The 14,188-nt window shown below is 60.6% G+C and carries 12 protein-coding genes; 8 read left to right on the top strand and 4 right to left on the bottom strand.

The genetic code is table 11. The features are described from left to right. Positions 1 to 32 precede the first annotated feature (32 nt). From amn to AC07XF_RS13860, 3 genes are all read right to left on the bottom strand, one after another. On the bottom strand, positions 33 to 1,532 hold the full coding sequence (gene amn, locus AC07XF_RS13870; protein WP_495026931.1) for an AMP nucleosidase: 1,500 nt from the start codon (positions 1,530 to 1,532) through the stop codon (positions 33 to 35). A 185-nt stretch (positions 1,533 to 1,717) separates the two neighbouring features. Further along, the gene (locus AC07XF_RS13865) at positions 1,718 to 3,367 is read right to left on the bottom strand and encodes an acyl-CoA dehydrogenase family protein (RefSeq protein WP_495026930.1); all 1,650 of its coding nucleotides are present in this window, start codon (positions 3,365 to 3,367) and stop codon (positions 1,718 to 1,720) included. Between the two features lie 74 nt (positions 3,368 to 3,441). Beyond that, positions 3,442 to 5,826, bottom strand: coding sequence for a 7TM diverse intracellular signaling domain-containing protein (locus AC07XF_RS13860; RefSeq protein ID WP_495026929.1), 2,385 nt, complete (start codon positions 5,824 to 5,826; stop codon positions 3,442 to 3,444). A 372-nt stretch (positions 5,827 to 6,198) separates the two neighbouring features. Here AC07XF_RS13860 and AC07XF_RS13855 point away from each other — a divergent pair, with 372 nt between their 5' ends. From AC07XF_RS13855 to AC07XF_RS13840, 4 genes are all read left to right on the top strand, one after another. Continuing rightward, positions 6,199 to 6,996 (top strand): hydroxymethylpyrimidine/phosphomethylpyrimidine kinase, encoded by a 798-nt coding sequence (locus tag AC07XF_RS13855; protein WP_495026928.1) that lies wholly within the window; start codon positions 6,199 to 6,201, stop codon positions 6,994 to 6,996. A gap of 32 nt (positions 6,997 to 7,028) precedes the next feature. Continuing rightward, the gene (thiE, locus tag AC07XF_RS13850; protein WP_007990651.1) at positions 7,029 to 7,652 is read left to right on the top strand and encodes a thiamine phosphate synthase; all 624 of its coding nucleotides are present in this window, start codon (positions 7,029 to 7,031) and stop codon (positions 7,650 to 7,652) included. A gap of 10 nt (positions 7,653 to 7,662) precedes the next feature. Next, positions 7,663 to 8,946: a glutamate-1-semialdehyde 2,1-aminomutase gene (gene hemL, locus AC07XF_RS13845; RefSeq protein WP_007990649.1), complete on the top strand. Its 1,284-nt coding sequence runs from the start codon at positions 7,663 to 7,665 to the stop codon at positions 8,944 to 8,946. A gap of 224 nt (positions 8,947 to 9,170) precedes the next feature. Further along, the gene (locus AC07XF_RS13840) at positions 9,171 to 9,725 is read left to right on the top strand and encodes a tetratricopeptide repeat protein (protein ID WP_204933487.1); all 555 of its coding nucleotides are present in this window, start codon (positions 9,171 to 9,173) and stop codon (positions 9,723 to 9,725) included. A gap of 109 nt (positions 9,726 to 9,834) precedes the next feature. Here the strand turns inward: AC07XF_RS13840 and AC07XF_RS13835 are convergent, their stop codons facing one another. Further along, a complete protein-coding gene (locus tag AC07XF_RS13835) occupies positions 9,835 to 10,164 on the bottom strand; it encodes a DUF1820 family protein (protein ID WP_003185742.1) in 330 nt (109 codons plus the stop codon). Positions 10,165 to 10,297: 133 nt separating this feature from the next. Between AC07XF_RS13835 and miaB the strand changes: the two genes are divergently transcribed. The 4 genes from miaB (at position 10,298) to AC07XF_RS13815 (ending at position 14,181) form a co-directional block, all read left to right on the top strand. Next, a complete protein-coding gene (gene miaB, locus AC07XF_RS13830; RefSeq protein ID WP_495026927.1) occupies positions 10,298 to 11,626 on the top strand; it encodes a tRNA (N6-isopentenyl adenosine(37)-C2)-methylthiotransferase MiaB in 1,329 nt (442 codons plus the stop codon). A 215-nt stretch (positions 11,627 to 11,841) separates the two neighbouring features. Continuing rightward, on the top strand, positions 11,842 to 12,849 hold the full coding sequence (locus tag AC07XF_RS13825) for a PhoH family protein (protein ID WP_495026926.1): 1,008 nt from the start codon (positions 11,842 to 11,844) through the stop codon (positions 12,847 to 12,849). Next, positions 12,842 to 13,336 (top strand): rRNA maturation RNase YbeY, encoded by a 495-nt coding sequence (gene ybeY / locus AC07XF_RS13820; RefSeq protein ID WP_495026925.1) that lies wholly within the window; start codon positions 12,842 to 12,844, stop codon positions 13,334 to 13,336. Before AC07XF_RS13825 ends, ybeY begins: the two co-directional genes overlap by 8 nt. Positions 13,337 to 13,341: 5 nt before the next feature. Then, a complete protein-coding gene (locus tag AC07XF_RS13815; protein WP_495026924.1) occupies positions 13,342 to 14,181 on the top strand; it encodes a CorC family transporter in 840 nt (279 codons plus the stop codon). Positions 14,182 to 14,188 lie beyond the last annotated feature (7 nt).

Raw genomic sequence — 14,188 nt, 5'->3', positions numbered from 1 at the left:
GTGCCCTGACCGCCAAATGACCATGACAACCGTTAGCGGAACGGCGGCTCGTCGAAGCTGCGCAGTTTGCGCGAGTGCAACGAGTTGAGTTCGGTGCGCAACAGATCCACCGCCTCGATACCGATCTTCAAGTGCTGGCTGACCGCGCGCTCATAGAACGCGTTGGCCGAGCCCGGCAGCTTGATTTCACTGTGCAGCGGCTTGTCCGACACGCAGAGCAACGTGCCGTATGGCACCCGCAAACGATAACCTTGCGCTGCGATGGTGCCGCTTTCCATGTCCACCGCTACGGCGCGGGACAGGTTGATCAGCGGTCGTTCCTGCGCCCAACGCAATTCCCAGTTACGGTCGTCGTAGGTCAGCACGGTACCGGTACGCAGGCGTTTCTTCAGCTCGTCGCCCTTCTCGCCGGTGATATTGGCCGCCGCCTGCTGAAGTGCAAGCTGCACCTCGGCCAGGGCCGGAATCGGAATGTTCGGCGGCACCACCCGGTCGAGAATGCCGTCGCGGCGCATGTAAGCGTGGGCCAGCACGTAGTCGCCAATGGTTTGCGACTGACGCAGGCCGCCGCAGTGGCCGATCATCAGCCAGCAATGCGGACGCAGAACGGCGAGGTGGTCGGTGATGTTCTTGGCGTTGGACGGGCCGACACCGATGTTCACCAGCGTCACGCCGTGGCCATCGCTGGCGATCAGGTGGTAGGCCGGCATCTGGTAGCGGTGCCAGACTACGCCCGCGGCAATCGCCGAAGCCTCGCCGTGATCCATGCTCTTCTCGATGATCACGTTACCCGGCAACACCATGCGCACGAAACGCGGGTCTTGGCGCAGTTGCTCCAGACCATGGACGATGAACTGGTCGACGTAGCGGTGATAGTTGGTCAGCAGAATCCACGGCTGCACATGGCGCCAGTCGCTGCCGGTGTAATGCACCAGTCGGCGCAGGGAGAAATCCACCCGTGCGGCATCGAACAGGGCCAGGGGCAGCGGATCGGTGTTTTCCCAATCGTACAAACCGTCGGCGATGCCATCGGTCGCGGCCGACAGGTCGGTACTCGGGAACACTCGCGCCAGCACGGCAGCGGTGACGCCGGAACCCGCCAGCTCATCGCCCTGCTCGACCACATACGGATATGGAATGTTCTGCTCGCTGACACCGACTTCCACGGTCACGGTGAAGTCGTGCATCAAGGGCACGAGTTGTTCCAGCAGGTATTTACGGAATGCCGACGGATGTGTGACGGTGACGCTGTAGGTGCCCGGCAGCTGGACCTTGGCGTAGGCACGGGTGGTTTGCGGGACTTCACCCTGGCAATGGTAGGTCAGTCGCAGTTCGGGATAACGGAACAACGCTCGCTGTTCGGCATCAGGCTCGACGCGATCCTTGAGGTAACGCTTGAGCGCCTGACTCAACGCGGTGGTTGCACGATTGTGCAAGAATGCAAGCCGATCCACGGCTTGCTCGGCAGTTTGAACGACGATAAAAGCTTCGGTCACGATCAGCATCCTGTGTTCTGACTTGCAGACCTTCATCTTGCCTGCATCGTTGCTTCACGGGAACAGTGATTGCTACACAAACTCTGTGCACACAGTAGATCAAATGTGGGAGCGGGCTTGCTCGCGAAAGCGGCCTGTCAGTCACATCAAGGTTGAATGTGAAACCGCATTCGCGAGCAAGCCCGCTCCCACATTGGCCCAGTGGTGATCATGCACCTGGATCAGAAACCCTGCGGAGTCGAGCGAGCGACAATGGCTTCCACATCCAGCCCGCGCGGTAACGCGCCGTACACTCGGCCGCCACCTTCCAGACGACTGGCGATGAAGGCATCACTGACCACCGCATTCCCGGCTTCCAGCAACAACCTGGCCTGCAACCCCAACGCGATGTCCTCGGTCAACTGCCGGGCACGGTACTGAATGTCGCCGGTGTCCTTGAAGGCCGCCTGCAATTGATTGATGTGCGCAGCCAGGCGCTTGTCGCCATGACCATCGCCCAGCTCGCTGAACAGCGCATCGAGCACGCCCGGCTCTTTCGACAAGGCACGCAGCACGTCGAGACATTGCACGTTGCCGGACCCTTCCCACGTCGAATTCACCGGCGCCTCGCGGTAAAGCCGCGGCAGGATGCTTTCTTCGACATAACCCGCGCCGCCCATGCATTCGGCGGCTTCGTTGATCATCGCCGGCGCCCGCTTGCAGATCCAGTACTTGCCCACCGCCGTCACCAACCGGGCGAATTTGGCTTCCTGCGAATCATCCAGATGATCCAGCGCCCGGCCCATGCGCAGGCTCAAGGCCAGGGCGGCTTCGCTTTCCAGTGCCAGATCCGCCAACACGTTTTGCATCAAGGGCTGTTCGCTGAGCAGCTTGCCGCCGACTGAACGGTGGGCACAGTGATGGCTGGCCTGGGTCAATGCCTGACGCATCAGCGCACTGGAACCGACCATGCAATCGAAGCGGGTCATGGCGACCATCTCGATGATCGTCGGAACGCCACGGCCCTCCTCACCGATCATCCACGCCAGTGCGCCACGAAACTCCACTTCACTGGAGGCGTTGGAGCAATTGCCGAGCTTGTTCTTGAGGCGCTGGATGTAGAACTGATTGCGCGTGTCATCCGGACGATGGCGCGGCAGCAGGAAACAGGTCAGGCCCTTGTCGGTCTGCGCCAGGGTCAGGAAAGCATCGCACATCGGCGCCGAACAGAACCATTTGTGGCCCACCAGCTCATAGGCCTGGCCGGGGCCACTGGCGCCGACCGGATACGCCTTGGTGGTGTTGGCCCGGACATCGGTGCCGCCCTGCTTCTCGGTCATGGCCATGCCGATGGTGACCCCGGCCTTGTGGGCCATGCCGACGTTGCGCGGGTCGTATTCGGTGGCGAGGATTTTCGGCAGCCATTTTTCCGCCAGATCCGGTTGCAGACGCATGGCCGGGACACTGGCGAAGGTCATGGTCAACGGGCAGCCACTGCCGGCTTCGGCCTGGCTGTGCAGGTACGACATGCAAGCACGGGCGACATGGGCCCCGTCCTGCGGATGCGCCCAGGGCAGCGAGGTCAAGCCGTGCTCGACCGCTGTGCGCATCAATTGGTGATAGGCCGGATGAAACTCCACCAGATCGATGCGATGACCAAACCGGTCATGGCTGTTGAACACCGGCTTGTTCTGATTGGCCAGGAACCCGGCTTCCATCAACGGGCCACCGGCCAGCGCGCCGTAGGCGTCGATCCGCGATTCGGCCCAACCGGCCCCGAACCGCCGCGACCATTCCTGCAACGGCAAGTCGATGCGGTACAGGTTTGCGCCATCCAGTGACGGTGGCTGGTTGGTGACTTCGTGGGTTTCGGCGAACTGATGCAGGTTCATGACAGGGCTCCTTTGGTCGGCCAAGGGACTTCAGTTAAGCACCGCCCCACGGCCGAACAAAGTGTCATACACGCCTAATTGTCGGCGCTTTCGCCCTGTTGCGAGCAGAGCACACGGCGGTAGAGCGCGGCCTGCAAGTCTTCGAATTTCACCGGTTTGCTCAAGTAATCAATCAACGCACCGGTCGGGCAGCGCTCAAGGTCACCGCCCAGGGCGATCATGAACAGTGGCAGCTCGGCATAACCGGGTAACGCGCGGATCTGGCAGCACACCGACACATCTTCCTGAAGCGGCAACTGGCAATCGACCAGCACCGCGTCAAACCCTTCGCGCTGCAAGAGATCGAGCGCGACATCGGCGCTGTCGGCGGTGCGTACGCGAAAACCCAGCTTGAGCAACATCCCACGCATCACCAACTGGCTGATGCCGTTGTCATCCACCAACAGCACGGCACAATCCTGAGGCAAGCGCAGGCGCGGAAAATCCCGGGTCATCAACGGCGTCACCGGACGTTCGGCCACTGGCAGCCCGACTTCGACATCAAGCTGAAACCGGCTGCCGCGTCCTGGCTCGGTGCGATGCGTCAGGCGTCCACCCAGCAACTCGATCAACTGTCGGCAAATCGCCAGGCCAACACCCAGGCCACCGTATTCACGGGTCATCGAGCCATCGAGCTGGAAGAACCGCTGATACATCGTGGCCTCCCCCAAATCAGTGAAGCCAATGCCCGTATCGATCACCGCAAAGGTCAGCGCCAGCCGGTCGGGCTCGATGGCCTTGGCGGTGACCCGCAGGGCCAGGCCGCCGATCCGGGTGAACTTGATGGCGTTATCCAGCAGACACTCCAGGCACTGCGCGATCTTGACGTGGTCGCCGTGCAAGCGATCCGGCACACCTGGCGCGACATCGACCTTGAAGTCCAGCGACTTGCTCGATGCGTTGCCCTCGAACTGCGTGCGCAGGGCCTCGACCATACCGCGCAAACTGAAGGTGTCGGCCGAGGCATTGAGTTTGCCGGCCTGCAATTCGGTGAGGGTCAGGATGCCGTTAACCATGCGCATCATGTCCCGGGCCGATCCCGCAGCCGTCTGCTGATACTGCTCCAGCTCAGGGTCCATTTCGACCGTCTGCATCAGTTCCAGCGAACCGATCACACCGTTCATGGGCGTGCGCAGTTCATGGGTCAGGGTGGCCAGGAATTCGTCCTTGAGCTTGTTACTGCGCGCCAGTTGCTGGTTGAGGACTTCAAGCTTCTGGCTGGCGTCGAATAGCGTTTGCGCCTGCTGCTCGCGCATGTCGTTAATGCGGTCGGCCAGTGCCAGGGACAGTAACGCCACTTCGATGGCCGAGCCGATCTGGCTGGAATACATGGTCAGGAACACGTTTGGCAGGTATCCCAGCACCATCAGCGTATTGACGATACCGCCGAGCAAAAATGCCGACCAGGCAATGATGAAATACCGCGCCACCCGCAGGCCCCGCAGCCAGGCAAAGATCCCGGCGGCAAAAATCACCACGGTGAACGTCAGCGCCAGGGCCGTGGCCAGGCGCAGGGCCAGGGCGTAACCGGTCATCAATGACAGGCCGACCACCAGCGCGCCAAAGGCGACCAACGCCAGCAACAAGCGATCGAGCCAGCGACTGTGGGTGGCCATCTGCAGGAAACTGCGGGCGAACTGACTGCCGAACAGTCCCGCACAGCCAATGAAAAACGGCGTCGCTGCGTTGGCCCACCAGGGGTTGTCCGGCCAGAAATACTGCACGGCCGCACCGTTTACTGACAGCTGATACAAGCCGAACGAGGCGATATAGAAGATGTAGTAGAGGTAACTGGTGTCGCGCACGCTGAGGTAGATGAACAGGTTGTAGACCAGCATCCCCAGCAACACGCCGTAGATCAATCCCAGTACGTAAAGGCGCACGGGCTGCTCTTCGAGGTACGCCGTGCTCGACCACAAGGTCACCGGCGCCTGGATCGAGCCTTCGCTTTGCAATCGCAGGAATACGGTTTCGGCCTGATCAGGCTTGAACGTCAGGTCGAACAAATAGTTGTTCTGACGGATCTCGCGACTGGCGAACGGCAAGGCATCGCCGGTCTGCCTGATCAACTGATAGTGACCGGTAGCATCAGGCAAATAGAAATCAAGATGATCGAGGGGCGGATAGGCCAGCTCCAACAGCCAGGTCCGTTGCGCCGCCGGATTGGTCGGGCGGTAATGCAGATCGATTTTCAGCCAGAACACTGAACGCGAGTACCCGGCGTTGAGCGTGTCCTTATGGTGCGGTTTGAAGTTGCCGGCCGCCGCTTGCGCACGGATATCCGCGATGGTCGCCTGACCACCTGCGTCCTCATAGACTTGCAGGGTTCGCCCCAAGGGGAGGCTTTGAGTGAACTCGTCGAACTCGACGGCGTTTGCCAGGAGGGGCAAACACAACAGCAACATCAGCAAATAGCGCATTGAAGCCCCAGCGTGGCCTGTCCGGTTCTGTCAGGAAGCCCCCCATTCCTTTTGAGTAGACGTAAAACCGGTATCACCTGTTATTGGTTTGGATCCACTCTAGCATAGCCGCTGGCGGCGATTAAACACCATTGAAATTTTTCCTTAAAAGGCTCTAGGACGGGGGTCTCAGCAACACAAACAGTGGCACGAGGACGACTGTGGCGAGGGAGCTTGCTCCCGCTCGGCTGCGAAGCAGTCGTAATACCAGTCGACGCAATGAACATGACGGTTTTTTGCGGCCGCTTCGCGCCCCAGCGGGAGCAAGCTCCCTCGCCACAATGGAGTGTCGCTGCACCCGAAAAAGAATGTTTGGTGGTAAGCTCGCGCACCATGAATATCTACAGCTCTCGCCCCGTTGTCCTCTGTCTCTCCGGCCACGACCCAAGTGGTGGCGCCGGCTTGCAGGCAGATATCGAAGCCCTGCTCGCCCAGGGTTGCCATGCGGCTCCGGCCGTCACCGCCCTGACCGTGCAAGACACTGTCAATGTCACTGACTTCCGCGTCCTCGACCGTGAGTGGGTATTGGCCCAGGCCAACGCCGTGCTCAACGACTCCGAAGTCGCGGCGGTCAAACTGGGCATGCTCGGTTCCCTGGAAATGGTCGACACCGTGGTCGAACTGCTTTCGGCGCACCCGCATTTGCCAGTGGTCTGCGACCCGGTGCTGCGCGCCGGCGGCGGCGGACGCCTGGGCAAGGACGAGGTCGGCTACGCCATGCGCGAACGCCTGCTGCCCTTGTCGATCATTGCGACCCCTAACCTTCCCGAAGCCCGTATCCTCGCCGAACTGCCCGAAGGCACCGCGGACGAGTGCGCTGAAAAACTCTTGCCGTTCGTCAAACACCTGCTGATCACCGGCGGCCACGGTGATGAAACCGAAATCCACAATCGCCTGTATAGCCGCGACGGTCACCGCGAAACCTTTACCTGCCAGCGTCTACCCGGCAGTTATCACGGTTCCGGCTGCACCCTCGCCAGCGCCCTCGCCGGCCGTCTGGCCCAGGGCGAAAACCTCGCCGGCGCTGTACAGACTGCACTTAACTACACGTGGCGCACCCTGCGTGACGCCGAGCAGCTGGGCAAAGGCCAGTTTGTTCCGCGTCGTTTGCCACTGGACTTCTGTTCGTAACTTTCCATTCGCGATGCGGTGAGGCTTGTCCGATGAAACTACGTGGCCTGTACGCCATTACCGATAGCCAGTTGCTGGCCGGTAAATTTCTTTCGTACGTGGAGGCGGCGCTGGAAGGCGGCGTCACCCTGCTGCAATACCGCGACAAGAGCAGTGACGAGGCCCGCCGCCTGCGTGAGGCCGAAGCCCTTCGCGATTTGTGCGAACGTTACAAGACCCAGTTGATCATCAACGATGACGCCGAGCTGGCGGCACGCCTGAACGTCGGCGTGCACCTGGGCCAGACCGATGGTCCGTTGTCGCCGACTCGTGCCTTGCTGGGTCGCGATGCGATCATTGGCTCGACCTGCCACGCGCAACTGGGGCTCGCCGAACAGGCCGCCAAAGAAGGCGCCAGTTATGTCGCCTTCGGCCGCTTCTTCAATTCCAATACCAAGCCTGGCGCACCGACCTGCAGCCTCGAACTGCTCGATCAGGCCCGCCAGCAACTGCACTTGCCGATCTGCGCGATCGGCGGCATCACCCTGGACAACGCCGCCCCGCTGGTGGCCCATGGGGTCGATCTGCTGGCGGTGGTGCATGGCCTGTTCGGTGCCGAGAGCACGGCTGAAGTCACCCGTCGTGCCCGCGCCTTTAACGAATTACTTAAAATCTGAGAGCCCGACCATGTCTCGTTCCGAAACGCTGTTTGCCAATGCCCAGAAACACATTCCCGGTGGCGTGAACTCGCCGGTTCGCGCGTTCAAGAGCGTCGGCGGCACGCCGTTGTTCTTCAAACACGCCGAAGGCGCCTATGTCACCGATGAAGACAACAAGCGCTATGTGGATTACGTCGGTTCCTGGGGCCCGATGATCCTCGGCCACAGCCACCCGGACGTGCTGGACGCGGTGCGCAAGCAGCTTGAGCACGGTTTGTCCTACGGCGCTCCGACCGAGATGGAAACGCAGATGGCCGACCTGGTCTGCTCGCTCGTGCCGTCGATGGAAATGGTGCGCATGGTCAGCTCCGGCACCGAAGCAACCATGAGTGCTATCCGCCTGGCCCGTGGCTTCACCGGCCGCGACAGCATCATCAAATTCGAAGGCTGCTACCACGGTCACTCCGACAGCCTGCTGGTCAAGGCCGGTTCCGGCGCACTGACCCAAGGCGTACCGAGCTCGGCCGGTGTACCGGCGGCATTCGCCAAACACACCCTGACCTTGCCGTTCAACGACATCGATGCCGTTGAGAACATGCTCGCCGAAGTGGGCCAGGACGTGGCCTGCATCATCGTCGAGCCGGTGGCCGGCAACATGAATTGCGTGCCGCCGGCACCGGGTTTCCTCGAAGGTCTGCGGACCCTCTGCGACAAACACGGTGTGGTGCTGATTTTCGACGAAGTGATGACCGGTTTCCGTGTCGCTCTCGGCGGCGCCCAGGCTTATTACGGCGTAACCCCGGACCTGACCACTTTCGGCAAGATCATCGGTGGCGGCATGCCGGTCGGCTGCTTCGGCGGCAAGCGTGAAATCATGCAGCGCATCGCCCCGCTCGGCCCGGTCTACCAGGCCGGTACGCTGTCCGGTAACCCGCTGGCGATGGCCGCCGGCCTGACCACCCTGCGCCTGATCAGCCGTCCGGGCTTCCACGCCGAACTGACCGACTACACCACTCGCCTGCTCGACGGCTTGCAACAGCGCGCCGATGCGGCCGGTATTCCGTTCGTGACCACTCAGGCCGGTGGCATGTTCGGCCTGTACTTCAGTGGCGCCGACAACATCGTTACTTTCGATGACGTGATGGCCAGCGACGCGGCGTTGTTCGGACGCTTCTTCCATCTGATGCTGGAAGGTGGCGTCTACCTGGCACCGAGCGCATTCGAAGCCGGGTTCACCTCGATCGCCCACGGCGAAGCTGAACTGAAGCTGACCCTGGATGCCGCCGAGCGCGCCTTCGCTGCATTGAAGTAACGCTGAATGGCTGACGTTGGCCATTGCCAGCGTCAGCTTTCGCCTACATTCCCGCGTCTTTTCCTACTCACCTGCAAATAATCCTCCGCAAAGTGGGTGATAAAATTCCCGCGCAGCAGAAAAACGAGTAAAGACTTTGTAAGGTTGCCCCTGCTTATTTCATAATGCGCGCTTATTGGATCCCTCGATGGGTCCGCGCGCCCTTCAGAGGTAAGTCGATTCCCATGAACCGCACCGGCCGCACCCTTGCACTGGGCTGCCTGTTGCTTCTTCAGCCCCTGCTCGCGCACGCACAAGCAGGCGGCAACTCGTTGTTAATCCCAGCGATGGGTCGCTGCACCCTCAATACCCAGCCGCAAGACCTGGAACAAGCGCTCGCCGCCTGCCAGAAAGCGTCGGATGAAGGGGATGCGCAAGCGCAATACGAGTTGGGTGAGTTCTACTACGAAGGTAAAAACGCGCCGCGCGACCTCAATCAAGCCCTGAGCTATTTCGAAAAGGCTTCGCTGCAAGGCCATGCCCAGGCGCAATTCAAGCTCGGCACCATGTTCTTCCACGGCGAGGGTGTGCAGGCCAATAACGTCCAGGCGTATATCCTGCTGAAGATGGCGGCGGTCAATGGCGCCGAAGATGCCCTGGACACCGCCGACGAAGTCACCGAAAAAATGCCCCGCGAAGAGCTGGAGCTTGCCACCCAGGTGCTCGGGCAAATTTTCCGTAAATATTTGATGGAATTGCAAAGCGCTGACGGGCGCACGCCGTTTTCGCCACTTCCTTAGTTTTGCACCGACGCTTCTGACGCCTTCGCTGGCAAGCCAGCTCCTACAGGGATCGCGCATGTCTGTAGGAGCTGGCTTGCCAGCGAATGGGACAACTCGGTCTTGAGATTTACTTCTCAGGCATCGGCATCGGAAACGGCATGACATTGCCGACCGCGCCCCGGGCTTCGCTGATTTTCGGTGTCCCCAGACGCTCGACTTCGTCGATACGCACGATCGAATGCATCGGCACAAAACTGCGCACCACGCCCTCGAACTGAGCCTTGAGCTTTTCTTCGCTCGGATCGACGACCACTTGCGTGCGCTCGCCAAAGACGAACTCTTCCACTTCCAGAAAGCCCCACAGATCACTTTGATAGATCTGCTTGGCGTACATTTCGAACACCTGGCCCTGATTGAGGAAAATCACCTTGTAGATTGGAGCTTCACGTTTGGTCATGGTGGGCGGGTAACAAATCGGGGTAAAAATGAGGGCGCGAACTATAGCACAGCCGTCGGACGCGCAACGGTAGGAACCTCGGGACATGTTCCCTATAATGCGCGGTTCTTTGAATCACGTGATGACTCTTTCCATGGCCAAGAAGCTTTACATCGAAACCCACGGTTGCCAGATGAACGAGTACGACAGCTCGCGCATGGTCGATCTGCTGGGCGAACATCAGGCCCTGGAAGTCACCGCGCGCGCTGAAGACGCCGACGTCATCCTGCTCAACACCTGTTCGATCCGCGAACGTGCGCAGGACCGCGTTTACTCCCAGCTCGGGCGCTGGCGCGAACTGAAGCTGGCCAACCCGGACATGGTGATCGCCGTCGGCGGTTGCGTGGCCAGCCAGGAAGGTGCGGCCATCCGTGATCGCGCGCCGTACGTCGACGTAGTCTTCGGCCCGCAGACCCTGCACCGCCTGCCGGAAATGATCGACGCCGCACGCATCACCAAGCTGCCGCAAGTCGACGTCTCGTTCCCGGAAATCGAAAAATTCGACCATTTGCCCGAGCCCCGCGTCGACGGCCCGAGCGCTTATGTGTCGGTCATGGAAGGTTGCAGCAAGTACTGCACGTTCTGCGTGGTGCCCTACACCCGCGGCGAAGAGGTCAGCCGGCCGTTCGACGACGTGATTGCCGAGATCATTCACCTGGCCGAAAACGGCGTGCGGGAGGTGACGCTGCTGGGGCAGAACGTCAACGGCTACCGCGGCCTCACCCATGACGGGCGCTCGGCGGATCTGGCCGAGCTGATCCGTGTGGTCGCCGCTGTCGATGGCATCGACCGCATCCGTTACACCACGTCGCATCCACTGGAATTCTCCGACAGCCTGATCCAGGCCCACGCCGACGTGCCGGAGCTGGTCAAGCACCTGCACTTGCCAGTGCAATCGGGCTCGGACCGCATCCTCGCCGCAATGAAGCGCAACCACACCGCACTGGAATACAAATCCAAACTGCGCAAGCTGCGCGCCGCCGTGCCGGGGATCTGCATCAGCTCGGACTTCATCGTTGGCTTCCCGGGCGAGACCGAAAAAGACTTCGAACAAACCATGAAGCTGATTGCCGACGTCGGCTTCGACTTTTCCTACTCGTTCGTCTACAGCCAGCGCCCGGGCACACCGGCCGCCGACCTGGCCGATGAAACCCCGGAAGAACTGAAAAAAGAGCGCCTGAACGCCCTGCAACATCGCCTGAACCAGCAAGGCTTCGAGATCAGCCGACAAATGGTCGGTTCGATCCAGCGGATCCTGGTGACCGATTACTCGAAAAAAGACCCCGGCGAGCTGCAAGGCCGGACCGAGAATAACCGTATCGTCAACTTCCGCTGCGACAATCCGACCCTGATCGGCCAGTTCGCCGACGTGCATATCGATGCCGCACAACCGCACTCGCTGCGGGGTTCGCTGATTCAATAACACCGAATATCCCTGTGGGAGCGGGCTTGCTCGCGAAGGCGGTCTGTCAGCTACATCAATATTGACTGACAGGCCCTCTTCGCGAGCAAGCCCGCTCCCACAGGGACTGCGCCAGAGGCGGGAATCGGGTTGCCTCATTTAAGAGCTTTCGCACCCACGTCACTGGCGTTATCCTTGATTTCATCCCAATTGCCCCAGGGCGGCTAAATACGACCTTGAACGCACCCATAGAACCACATCGTTTCATCCTCGAGCCTTTTGAAGCTCGCCGCTTCGCCAATCTGTGCGGGCAATTCGACGAGCATTTGCGCTTGATCGAACAGCGCCTGACCATCGAGATCCGCAATCGCGGAAACCAGTTCGAGCTGATCGGCGAACCCAAACACACCACCTCCGCGGAAAACCTCCTGCGCCGCCTGTACCGGGAAACCAAGGGTACCGAGCTGTCGCCGGACATGGTTCACCTGTTCCTGCAGGAATCGGCCGTCGAAGCGCTGGACAACCACTCCCCCGCCGAACCGTCCGTAGCCCTGCGCACCAAGAAAGGCATGATTCGCCCCCGCGGCTTGAATCAAATACGCTACGTGAAGGAAATCCTCGGTAACGACATCAACTTCGGTATCGGTCCGGCCGGTACCGGCAAGACCTACCTGGCCGTCGCCTGCGCGGTCGATGCACTGGAGCGCGAGCAGATTCGCCGCATCCTGCTGGTTCGTCCGGCGGTCGAAGCGGGTGAAAAACTCGGCTTCCTGCCTGGCGACCTGTCGCAAAAAATCGACCCGTATCTGCGCCCGCTCTACGACGCGCTCTACGAAATGCTCGGTTTCGAATACGTCGCCAAGCTGATCGAACGCCAGGTGATTGAAGTCGCGCCACTGGCATACATGCGCGGCCGTACGCTGAACAACAGCTTCATCATTCTCGACGAAAGCCAGAACACCACAGTCGAGCAAATGAAGATGTTCCTGACCCGGATCGGCTTCGGCTCCACGGCCGTCATCACCGGGGACATCACCCAGGTCGACCTGCCACGCGGCACCAAGTCCGGCCTGCGCCACGTGATCGAAGTGCTCAAGGATGTGCCGGGCATCAGCTTTACCCACTTCCAGCCCAAGGACGTCGTGCGCCATCCGCTGGTGCAGCGCATCGTCGAAGCCTACGAGCGTTTCGAAAACCATACGGCCGATGATGCAGCCGCCAAGGATAGCCGCCGCGATGCTTGAGCTTGACCTGCAAATCGCCACCGAAGCCTGCGCCCCCAGCGAAGCCGAGTTCCGCCAGTGGTGCGAACTGGCCCTGCGCCAGCGCACCGCCGATTCGGAGATGACCATTCGTCTCGTCGACGAAGCCGAAGGCCGCGAGCTGAACCACACCTGGCGGCAAAAGGATTACGCAACTAACGTCTTGTCATTCCCGGCCGATGTGCCGGATGAGTTCCTCGACATCCCGCTGCTGGGCGACCTGGTGATCTGTGTCGCCGTGGTCGAGCGTGAAGCCGCCGAACAAGGCAAGGAACTCAAGGCCCATTGGGCACACCTGGTGATTCACGGCTGCTTGCATCTGCTCGGTTACGACCATATTGATGACGACGAAGCCGAAGAAATGGAAGCACTGGAACGAACGTTGCTTGCAGAATTGGGCTTTCCCGATCCGTACGCGGACGACGAAACCGATTTATCCCCTACCGAAACAACAAAGGATTCAGAGTAATCGCTATGAGCGAAGATCGATCGAGCAACGGGCAGAAGTCATGGCTGGGTAAGCTCACCCAGGCTTTTGCCCACGAGCCGAAAAACCGCCAGGAGCTGCTGGAGCTGCTGCGCGATGCACACCAGAACAAACTGCTGGACAGCGAAGCGCTGGCCATCGTCGAAGGCGCCATCCAGGTGGCTGACTTGCAGGTCCGGGACATCATGGTCCCGCGCTCGCAAATGGTCAGCATCAAGGCGACCCAGACACCCCGCGAGTTCCTGCCGGCCGTGGTCGAATCGGCCCACTCCCGTTACCCGGTCATCGGCGAAAGCCACGACGACGTGATGGGTGTATTGCTGGCCAAGGACTTGCTGCCGTTGATCCTCAAGGAGAACGGCGACAGCTTCAACATCAAGGACCTGCTGCGCCCGGCCACCTTCGTGCCGGAGTCCAAGCGCCTTAACGTGCTGCTGCGCGAATTTCGCGCCAATCACAACCACATGGCCATCGTCATCGACGAGTACGGCGGCGTGGCCGGCCTGGTAACCATCGAGGACGTGCTGGAACAAATCGTCGGCGACATCGAAGACGAACACGACGTCGAAGAAGACAGCTACATCAAGCCGCTGCCCAGCGGTGATTTCCTGATCAAGGCCCTGACACCGATCGAGAACTTCAACGAGTTTTTCGACAGCGAATTCTCCGACGACGAGTTCGACACCGTTGGCGGCCTGGTGATGAGCGCGTTCGGGCATTTGCCAAAACGTAATGAAATCACTGAAATCGGCCCGTACCGCTTCCGCATCCTGAACGCCGACAGCCGTCGGATTCACTTGCTTCGCCTGACGCCCATTGCTCGCTAAGGATTGA

This window comes from Pseudomonas sp. GW821-FHT01C01 (genome assembly GCF_059422645.1).
This window is presented reverse-complemented; position numbering and strand designations above follow the sequence as displayed.

Coding starts and splice junctions, on each gene's coding strand:
- AC07XF_RS13835 (WP_003185742.1), bottom strand. CDS start 10,164: ATGACCAAACGTGAAGCTCCAATCTACAAGGTGATTTTCCTCAATCAG.
- AC07XF_RS13840 (WP_204933487.1), top strand. CDS start 9,171: ATGAACCGCACCGGCCGCACCCTTGCACTGGGCTGCCTGTTGCTTCTT.
- AC07XF_RS13855 (WP_495026928.1), top strand. CDS start 6,199: ATGAATATCTACAGCTCTCGCCCCGTTGTCCTCTGTCTCTCCGGCCAC.
- AC07XF_RS13865 (WP_495026930.1), bottom strand. CDS start 3,367: ATGAACCTGCATCAGTTCGCCGAAACCCACGAAGTCACCAACCAGCCA.
- AC07XF_RS13860 (WP_495026929.1), bottom strand. CDS start 5,826: ATGCGCTATTTGCTGATGTTGCTGTTGTGTTTGCCCCTCCTGGCAAAC.
- miaB (WP_495026927.1), top strand. CDS start 10,298: ATGGCCAAGAAGCTTTACATCGAAACCCACGGTTGCCAGATGAACGAG.
- amn (WP_495026931.1), bottom strand. CDS start 1,532: ATGAAGGTCTGCAAGTCAGAACACAGGATGCTGATCGTGACCGAAGCT.
- AC07XF_RS13815 (WP_495026924.1), top strand. CDS start 13,342: ATGAGCGAAGATCGATCGAGCAACGGGCAGAAGTCATGGCTGGGTAAG.
- ybeY (WP_495026925.1), top strand. CDS start 12,842: ATGCTTGAGCTTGACCTGCAAATCGCCACCGAAGCCTGCGCCCCCAGC.
- hemL (WP_007990649.1), top strand. CDS start 7,663: ATGTCTCGTTCCGAAACGCTGTTTGCCAATGCCCAGAAACACATTCCC.
- thiE (WP_007990651.1), top strand. CDS start 7,029: ATGAAACTACGTGGCCTGTACGCCATTACCGATAGCCAGTTGCTGGCC.